General features: G+C 61.6%; 5 protein-coding genes, 1 tRNA gene and 1 pseudogene. 6 read left to right on the top strand and 1 reads right to left on the bottom strand.

Features of this window, described 5'->3' with window-relative positions:
* Positions 1-357: 357 nt before the first annotated feature.
* Both AC0L2A_RS10060 and AC0L2A_RS10055 read left to right on the top strand, forming a co-directional pair.
* Positions 358-2,129, top strand: a pseudogene (locus AC0L2A_RS10060) (adenylate/guanylate cyclase domain-containing protein).
* A 693-nt stretch (positions 2,130-2,822) separates the two neighbouring features.
* Positions 2,823-3,116, top strand: coding sequence for a hypothetical protein (locus AC0L2A_RS10055; protein ID WP_091592992.1), 294 nt, complete (start codon positions 2,823-2,825; stop codon positions 3,114-3,116).
* A gap of 371 nt (positions 3,117-3,487) precedes the next feature.
* On the opposite strand, the gene AC0L2A_RS10050 is transcribed toward AC0L2A_RS10055, so the two are convergent.
* A tRNA-Ser gene (locus AC0L2A_RS10050) sits at positions 3,488-3,577 on the bottom strand.
* 408 nt (positions 3,578-3,985) lie between these two features.
* Between AC0L2A_RS10050 and AC0L2A_RS10045 the strand changes: the two genes are divergently transcribed.
* From AC0L2A_RS10045 to AC0L2A_RS10030, 4 genes are all read left to right on the top strand, one after another.
* Positions 3,986-5,206, top strand: coding sequence for a septal ring lytic transglycosylase RlpA family protein (locus AC0L2A_RS10045; protein WP_091591061.1), 1,221 nt, complete (start codon positions 3,986-3,988; stop codon positions 5,204-5,206).
* Positions 5,207-5,319: 113 nt separating this feature from the next.
* Positions 5,320-6,486: a D-alanyl-D-alanine carboxypeptidase family protein gene (locus AC0L2A_RS10040; RefSeq protein ID WP_091591063.1), complete on the top strand. Its 1,167-nt coding sequence runs from the start codon at positions 5,320-5,322 to the stop codon at positions 6,484-6,486.
* Between the two features lie 64 nt (positions 6,487-6,550).
* Complete coding sequence (gene tmk / locus AC0L2A_RS10035; RefSeq protein ID WP_091591065.1) at positions 6,551-7,222, top strand: dTMP kinase; 672 nt, start codon at positions 6,551-6,553, stop codon at positions 7,220-7,222.
* Positions 7,219-8,274, top strand: coding sequence for a DNA polymerase III subunit delta' (locus AC0L2A_RS10030; protein WP_473608570.1), 1,056 nt, complete (start codon positions 7,219-7,221; stop codon positions 8,272-8,274). Before tmk ends, AC0L2A_RS10030 begins: the two co-directional genes overlap by 4 nt.
* The last annotated feature ends 6 nt before the right edge of the window (positions 8,275-8,280 follow it).

The following is an 8,280-nucleotide window of genomic DNA, read 5'->3' as shown; positions in this document are numbered from 1 at the left end:
CGCTTCACCCCAGCCGAATGCGCCAACTACTTCAAGGCAGCTGGATACGACCCAGATTAAACAGGACGCGCTCTAGCGGAGCGGGGCGGCCCAGCGGCTTTGGTTGCGGGGGGAGGTCGCTGGGCCTAGCGAGCCTTCGGGGGCGTGCTCACGTGGCTGGTGAATACGCGACTCTCCCCGATCAGGGAAACGTCCATCCAAGCCCCATGGAAGGCACGAGACTCGACCATGAGTGGGAACGGCTCAGCCCATACCAAGACGTAAGAATTTAGGTTACCTTTCTGGGACTGAGCTGTCGCGACTTATGGTCGGGTCGCATCATGTGGGAGACCTTTCTCCAATCTCAAAGCCGCTTCCATGCGTCGATCGCTATTTCAGAAGTATTTTCTAGTCTTGTTCGCGGCGGCCATTTTTCCGATGGCTGCCGGTGGCATCAGCAACTGGTGGTTCAGCTATGTCGACCAGCGTGCGATCCTCAGTGCCCTGCTGCGGTCCGAGGGAACATCGGCGGCCGACAAATTGAGAGCTTTCTTGACGGCATCAAGATTCCGCTCGGCTCCACGATCCCCGAGGACGTGTCGGCCAATGCCAGCGTGAAACAGCTTCGGCTTCTTTTCCTGCGTGTGATGCACCAGGTCCCGGGAATTCTCAGCATCAGTTTCGTCGACGGCGACGGCGCAGAACGGCTGCACGTCTCGCGCATTGGCTCAAACAGGACGGAAGGCGGGGCGGACCGCTCGGGCGATCCCGCTGTCGTGGGCGCCAAGACCGCGAAGGTCTGGTATGGCCCGGTCGCCTACCGCCAGGGTTCCGAACCGTCGGCAACCATCGCGATGGCGAATTACGACGATACAGTCCTAGAAAACACGATCATCGCCGAAATCAGTCTGAAGGCTATCTGGCTCATCGTTTCCGAAGTCCGCGTAGGCCGCAGCGGCCAGGCACTTGTCGTCGACGAGACCGGCCACCTCATCGCTCACCCCGCGATCAGCAAAGTGATGCAAGGCGCCGACGAGAAAGCAGGTTTGGCCCTGCGCGGATTGCGGGATGCGATCGCCGCCGCGGGCGGCACTGCGATTGCAAGCCGCAACGCCGAGAATGAACGCGTTGTGACCGCTGGCGCGCCCGTTGCCGCGGCCGGTTGGATGGTATTTGTCGAGCAGTCGCAGGCAGAGGCTTTTGCACCCCTGTACGCTTCATTGTGGCGAACCGGCGGGTTGTTCCTCGCCGCCACAGTCCTTGCGGCGGTACTCGCCTGTTGGCTTGCCAGACGGATGAGCGGGCCTATCCGATTGCTGAAAGAAGGCGCCCTCAAGATCAGTGCCGGACAGTTCGATCACCGGATCGACATTGTCACTGGAGACGAACTTGAGCGGCTGGCTGCGCGGTTCAACCAAATGGCGGAGGAGCTCGCCATGTCGCGGGACCGCGATGAGCGAATGATGCGTTTGAAGCGCTTCCTGGCACCACAGGTGGCGGAGCTCGTAGAAAAGGCTGGCGACGAGAGAATGCTCGCCGGACAGCGCGCGGAAGTGGCCGCTGTTTTTTGCGATTTGCGTGGCTTCACCGCATTTTCGGCGCACGCTGAGCCTGAGGACATCATGCAGCTCTTGCGTGAGTACTACGAGGCGCTCGGCGCGATCATCACTCGGTATGAGGTGACGCTGACCAGTTTTTCGGCGGATGGATTGATGATTCTCGTCAACGCCCCGGTTCCATGTGAAGAGCCGGCGCTTCATGCCGTAAAAATGGCTGTCGACATGCAGGATTCCACACAAGAGCTCAAATCTGCGTGGCGGCAGCGTGGTTATGAGATTGGCTTCGGCATGGGGCTCGCTATGGGGTGGGCAACGGTGGGTCGAATTGGCTATGAGGCCCGCGCTGACTACACCGCAATTGGCAATGTCGTGAACTTGGCATCGAGGCTGTGTTCGTCCGCTGAAGATCGACAAATCCTTGTCGATTATTCCGTGACGCGCCATTTGCCTGGCAACATGCCGATCGTTGACCTCGGTACTCGCCAGTTCAAAGGCCTCGAAGGGCACGTTCGCGTCTACAATGTTGAGACGCAAGGGATCGAGCGGCCGAATTTAGATCCTGCTGCGAATGACGCCACGGCAAAGGGCTAGGCTCCGCGGTTTCAAGCTTTCCTTGAAAGCCCGCAGTTCCCAACTAAGGGATTCGCGGGCCGTTTAGACCGACCCGGAGAATGTTGGGGCAGGGTGCATTTGGCGGAGGGAGTGGCCGTCTCCGCCTAATCGAAGGAGTTCCGATAACGTAACAGTAGATGCAACCTTTGCTGGTAATGCTAGAGGAGTGTGGAAGCGGCTCCGACAGTGAGGCGGGGGAGCTAGATCGGCGGAGCCGCCTGCGCAATCCCGGGTTGGGGTTTGACCGCGCCGTCCTATTCTGGGACAGCGCGGTCAACGATTCGTTAAAATTGGAACTAATTAAGCGCATGCTAATTGAAATCGCGGTTTTGCGAGTCAATGCATGCATTTGAAGTTTCTCCCGCCAATGATGCCTACCTTGGTCGCCAAGCCGCCCCAAGGCGATGAGTGGATGCATGAAGCCAAATTCGACGGCTACCGCTCCCAGATCATCATCGATGCCGGCGGTGTGCGGCCGCCCGGCCAATTTTCACTTCAGCCGCGATGGAGTTGAGAGCGTCCTCGGTTGCGGGCTCCAGCGGCACGCCGTCGGTTCGCACGGGGCGGGCGGTTTGCTCCAGTCCGGAAATTCCGATTTGGAGGCCGCCATTGCACAGCTGCCCTGCGACATGCGAGTTTGTCAACCAAATGGCTCATCATGGGAGTCTCGTCATGTCCATTCGCCGGATTGCGTTGACCTCGGCAGCGGTCATGCTTGCCTTCACAACCCTCGCCCAGGCCAGGCCGGACGCCCGCGCCATGACCTGCCAACAGACGCAGGCGCTAATCCAGAGCCATGGCTCGGCGGTGCTGACCACCGGCCCGAACACCTATGCCCTCTACGTCCGCCGGTACAGCAATGCGTGCGACTGGTCGGAAATCCCAGCGGTAGGGTTTGTGCCGACGCTCGATGGCCAGTGCTTGGTTCATCGATGCAGAGAGCCGCTCTACACTCCTCCCGGCTGACGGTGACGAGCATAGCTATTCTGCTGCGCCCTTCGGCAGGTAGCCCTTTTCCCGCAGATACGTGGTCAGGATCTTCTCGACCATCGATGACAGCATGTACTCGTGTCGGCCTCGCCTTGGCAAAGCCGATCATCACGAAACCAATGGAGCTCCATCCAGTGCGAACCGCAACGATGGTCATTGCCAATCCCGCAACGACGCAAAGCATCACGGCTACTTGGAGCAGCCAACTCCCAAAGAACTCAGGAGTCATGTTCCCCCCACCGCGGGTAAGCAAATGATCCCCCCAAGCCGTACTCAGCATCGCGCGGCAGGGCAGAGCGTCAAGCCTGATCGCGTAAGCTACCCCACTTAGATAATTCAACGGCAGATGGCGGAGGGAGTGGGATTCGAACCCACGGTGGGCTTGCACCCACGCCGGTTTTCAAGACCGGTGCCTTAAACCGCTCGGCCATCCCTCCATCGTGATTTTTCAACCACCTGGATGCTCGTCCTGATCTCAACGCGTACCCTGTGGGCACGCCTCGGAGATCGTTCGCTCTTCATTGCTCTAGTGCGCCCAACGAAGTCCTGTCAACCGGCTGTTGCCGGTTCCTGCCAGGGGCAGGGCACGGGTGCTTGACGGCGGGGCTTGAGCAGGACGAGCAGCGCTGCGCCGAAGCTCGAAACGCCGTGATTTCTCACAGCGATCGCCGGGACGGCTTGTGCCACAATCTCGCCCGGTTCCGACCATAATCGGTTAATACGGTGATAAACAATTCCTGTGCACAAGGGATTGCGAATCAAGGTGTCGCTGGCATTGTCGGGTAGGTTTTGGCCCTGCCGACGGTCAAGTTGCGGCGCCTTTGTTGAGAGGGGACAATCGAAAAATGCCAAGCACGACGCGCCCGCGTCTTCGTCGCGCTTCCGCTTTCGCGTTGTGTGCCCTGTCGGCTGCCTTGCTGGCGGCTTGCGCGGCGCCGCCACAGCCAAAGGCAATGGTCAACAAGAAGCCTCGCTCCAAGGAATATTTTGCCGAATCCGAATATGGCGTAAAAGCCAGCCCGCGCGTTAGCTTCAAGATGTCGGGCCTGCAGCGTGGCGGCGGACGCGATCAGCTCGGCAAGCCCTATCAAGTGCGCGGCAAGTGGTATTATCCGAAGGAAGACAAGCGCTACGCCAAGAAGGGTCTCGCCTCCTGGTATGGCGAAGCCTTCCACGGCAGGCTGACCGCCAACGGCGAAGTCTACGACATGACACATCTGACCGGCGCGCATCCGACAATGCCGCTGCCGAGCTATGCGCGGGTCACCAATCTGAAGACCGGCAGCTCGGTCATCGTGCGCGTCAACGATCGCGGTCCTTACCATGAGGGGCGCATCATCGATGTGTCGAAGCGCGCCGCCGAAATGCTCGACTATGCCAATATCGGCACGGCCAAGGTGAAGGTTGAATATGTCGGACGGGCGCCGCTTCACGGCAAAGACGAACACTATCTGATGGCCTCTTACCATCCCGGCAACAGGGCGCCGGATCCGTCGGACGGCCTGCCCACCGGCGTCATGATCGCCATGAACGGACCATCGCCGAGCACGGCGTTGGCCCCCGCCGCTGCCTTTCCCGGTAAGTTGACGAATTCCGCATCGGCACAGCCGGTCGTGGCGGCGCAGACGCCGGCCGCCGGCAGCGTGACGCTGCCCGATTTCGGGCCGATCGTGCCGGAACGGCCGCAGATCAATCTGCCGCAATCGCCGTTCAGGGTAGCGACGCTGTCTTATGCGAGCGAACGCGTGCAGCGCGCCTCCACTGTCTTTGCCGCGCTGGATGGCGCCGGGCCCGCCGAAATCCTGCAATCGTGGAAGCGGCAAGTTCCTTCGGCCGCTTCGCCCACCGACTATATCGCGGCGGGCTCGTTCGAGGATGCCGCCGAGGCGCAGCAGGTGGCAACCCAGCTTTCCGGCTTCGGCAACACCGAAATCCAGCGCTCGGAATTCGAGGGCAAGGACTGGTATTCGGTCAATCTCTATCCGGACGGCCATGGCAGCCTGGACGACATGCTGCAGGCGGCATGGTCGCATGGCGCGCCGGACGCGCTCGTGGTTCGGAATTGACCGGCAAAACTTGAAGTTTTGGCCGGTTGTCCATCGCGCGGTTGCTCGGCCGGGACAAAGCCTGATAGCCTAGAGCTTGCCCCAAAAATGCCGGCTGACAGGTCGAACTTCTCATGAAATTTCGCTTCGCCGCGCCTCTCGCCGGGCTTCTGGGTTTTGGCCTCCTGCTGCTTTCGCTGGCTCCGGCCGCGGCGCAGCTTTTCGAAACCAAGGCCGCACAGGCCTTCATGATCGATGCCGAAACCGGAACGGTGCTGTTTTCCAAGGATGCCGACAGGCCGATTCAGCCGGCGTCACTGGCCAAGCTGATGACGATGGAGGTGGTGTTCAACGCCATCAAATCGAGGCGCGTGACGCTTAACGATACATACGTGGTGAGTGAGAACGCATGGCGCACCGGCGGCGCGCCATCCGGGACATCGACGATGTTTGCCCAGCTCAAGTCGACGATCCGGCTTGAAGACCTGATCCAGGGCGTGACGGTCCAGGCCGCCAATGACGGCTGCATCATCATCGCCGAAGGTTTTGCCGGATCGGAGGCGAATTTCGCGACTGGGATGACCGAGCGCGCAAGGCAGATTGGCCTCAAAAAATCGACATTCGTCAATGCAACCGGCCTGCCGGCCGACGGCCAGCAGACAACGGTTCGAGAGCTTGCGCTCCTGGCCCTGCATATCTGGCGCGAGTACCCAGACCTCTATCGCTATTACGGCCAGAAGGATTTCACCTGGAACAAGATCACCCAGAGGAACCGCAACCCGCTGCTGGCGATGGATATCGGCGCCGACGGCCTGGCGATCGGCAGGAGCGATGCATCCGGCTTCGGCATCGTCGGCTCGGTCAGCCAAGGCGGCAGGCGGGTCATTGCGGCAATGAGCGGCCTGGCAAGCGACCGCGAGCGCGCCGAGGAAGCGCGAAAGCTGCTCGACTGGGGCCTTCGTTCCTTTGAGAAAACCGAGATTTTCGCCAAGGACGAAGTGGTCGGCGAGGCCCAGGTGTTCGGCGGTGCGAAATCCGGCGTGGCGCTGAAGGCAAAAGCGCCCGTGGTCATCTTCCTGCCGATCGCCAACCGCGACAAGCTGACTGCCAGGATCGTCTATGAGGGACCGGTTGCAGCCCCCGTGGAGGAGGGGCAACCGGTGGGCGCGCTGCGGGTCTGGATCGGTGACACGCTGAGCCAGGAAACGCCGCTTTTCGCGGCCGAAACGGTTGGCGTCGGCTCGCTGCCGCAACGCGCACTCGATGCCGCCAAGGAACTGGCGGTCGGCTGGCTGCGTTAGCAGCCGCGGCGTGGACCTTTTCTCAAGTCGGGACTATTACGGTCCCGCAGCATGGACAAAGGCTTTGGTGAGCGGATTCTTCATCACCTTCGAAGGCGGAGAAGGGGCAGGCAAGTCGACGCAGATCGAGCGGCTGGCCGGCAAGATGCGCGCCAAGCAATACGATGTCATTGTCACGCGCGAGCCGGGTGGCTCGCCAGGCGCAGAGGCGGTCCGGCATGTCCTGCTTTCCGGCGCTGCCGAGCCATTCGGCCCCAAAATGGAGGCGCTGCTGTTTGCCGCCGCGCGTTCCGACCATGTCGAGCAGGTCATCCGGCCGGCGGTCGAGCGCGGCTCGATCGTGCTTTGTGATCGCTTCATGGACTCCTCGCGCGTCTACCAGGGCGTCACCGGCGGCCTCGATCCAGCCTTCATGGACGCGCTGGAAACGGTCGCCATCAACGGCATGGTGCCCGACATGACGCTGATCTTTGATCTCGACCCGGCCGAAGGACTGCGGCGCGCCACGGTACGGCGGGGCACCGATGCCGGCGCCGACCGTTTCGAAAAGGAAACGCTTGATATCCATCAGCGCCGCCGCGAAGCGTTTCTGGCGATCGCCGCGGCAGAACCCGAGCGCTGCATCGTCGTCGACGCCTCCGCCGACCCCGACACGGTGGAGAATGTCGTCGCCGGCGCCGTGTTCGCGGCGCTGGAGACGATGACGCCGAGACACAGGAAGCAGGCGCCGGGATGATTTTCGAACGGATCGCACCAGAACAGCACGACACGCTTGATGGCGTACCGGAGCCATCCGAGACGCCGCGCCTGGTCGGACATGACCAGGCAGCGAACATGCTGGCATCAGCCTATCGCTCCGGGAAGCTGCCGCATGCGCTGATCTTTGTCGGGCCGGTCGGCATCGGTAAGGCGACGCTCGCCTTTCATCTGGCGCATCATCTGTTGAAGCATCCGGCGTTCGAACAGGCGCCGGATGTGCTTGCCGTTCCCGATCCGGCGTCATCGCTGTTTCGCCAGATCGCCACCGGCGCGCATCCTTCGGTGCTGCATCTGACCCGCCCACCGAACGACAAGACGAAAAGCTTCAAGACGGTCGTCACCGTCGACGAGATCCGCAAGGTCAGCCGTTTCCTGTCGCTGACCTCGCATGACGGCAGCTACCGGGTGGTGATCGTCGACCCGGCCGACGACATGAATACCAATGCGGCCAACGCCTTGCTGAAGAATCTTGAAGAACCACCTGCACGCACCTTGTTCATCCTCATCGTCCATGCGCCGGGCAGCCTGCTGCCGACCATCCGCTCACGCTGCCAGATGGTGCGGCTGACGCCGCTCGATGCCGAGAGCCTGATGACGGTTTTGGAAAGCGTCGAACCACCGCCTCCGGACGATCCCGCGGCGCGCGCGGCACTGGCCAAGCGGGCAGGGGGCAGCGCGCGCACCGCAATACTGTTGACGCAGTATGGCGGGCTGGAAATCGCCGAGACGCTCGACGCCCTGGCGACAGCGGCAAAGAGCGATGTTGCCGGCGCCTATCGCCTCGCGGAGGCGGTCGCCGGGCGCGACCGGGCGATCCAGTTCGATATTTTCAATCGCCGTGCGCTCGACCTGCTCTCGACCGGCGCAAGCCAGGCCGCGCTGGCGGGCGATCTGGCGCGGGCCAAAACGCTGTCCGATACTTGGCACGAGGCTTTGAACGCTATATCTGAGACCGACACCTACAATCTCGACAAGAAGCAGCATGCCTTGACCATGATCGACCGCCTGAATTCTGCAATGCGAATGTGACGGCCC

The organism is Mesorhizobium sp. WSM4844, from assembly GCF_055811775.1.
Note: the sequence above shows the minus strand (reverse complement) of the source record. Positions and strands in the feature narration are given on the sequence as shown.

Coding starts and splice junctions, on each gene's coding strand:
- AC0L2A_RS10045 (WP_091591061.1), top strand. CDS start 3,986: ATGCCAAGCACGACGCGCCCGCGTCTTCGTCGCGCTTCCGCTTTCGCG.
- AC0L2A_RS10055 (WP_091592992.1), top strand. CDS start 2,823: ATGTCCATTCGCCGGATTGCGTTGACCTCGGCAGCGGTCATGCTTGCC.
- AC0L2A_RS10040 (WP_091591063.1), top strand. CDS start 5,320: ATGAAATTTCGCTTCGCCGCGCCTCTCGCCGGGCTTCTGGGTTTTGGC.
- AC0L2A_RS10030 (WP_473608570.1), top strand. CDS start 7,219: ATGATTTTCGAACGGATCGCACCAGAACAGCACGACACGCTTGATGGC.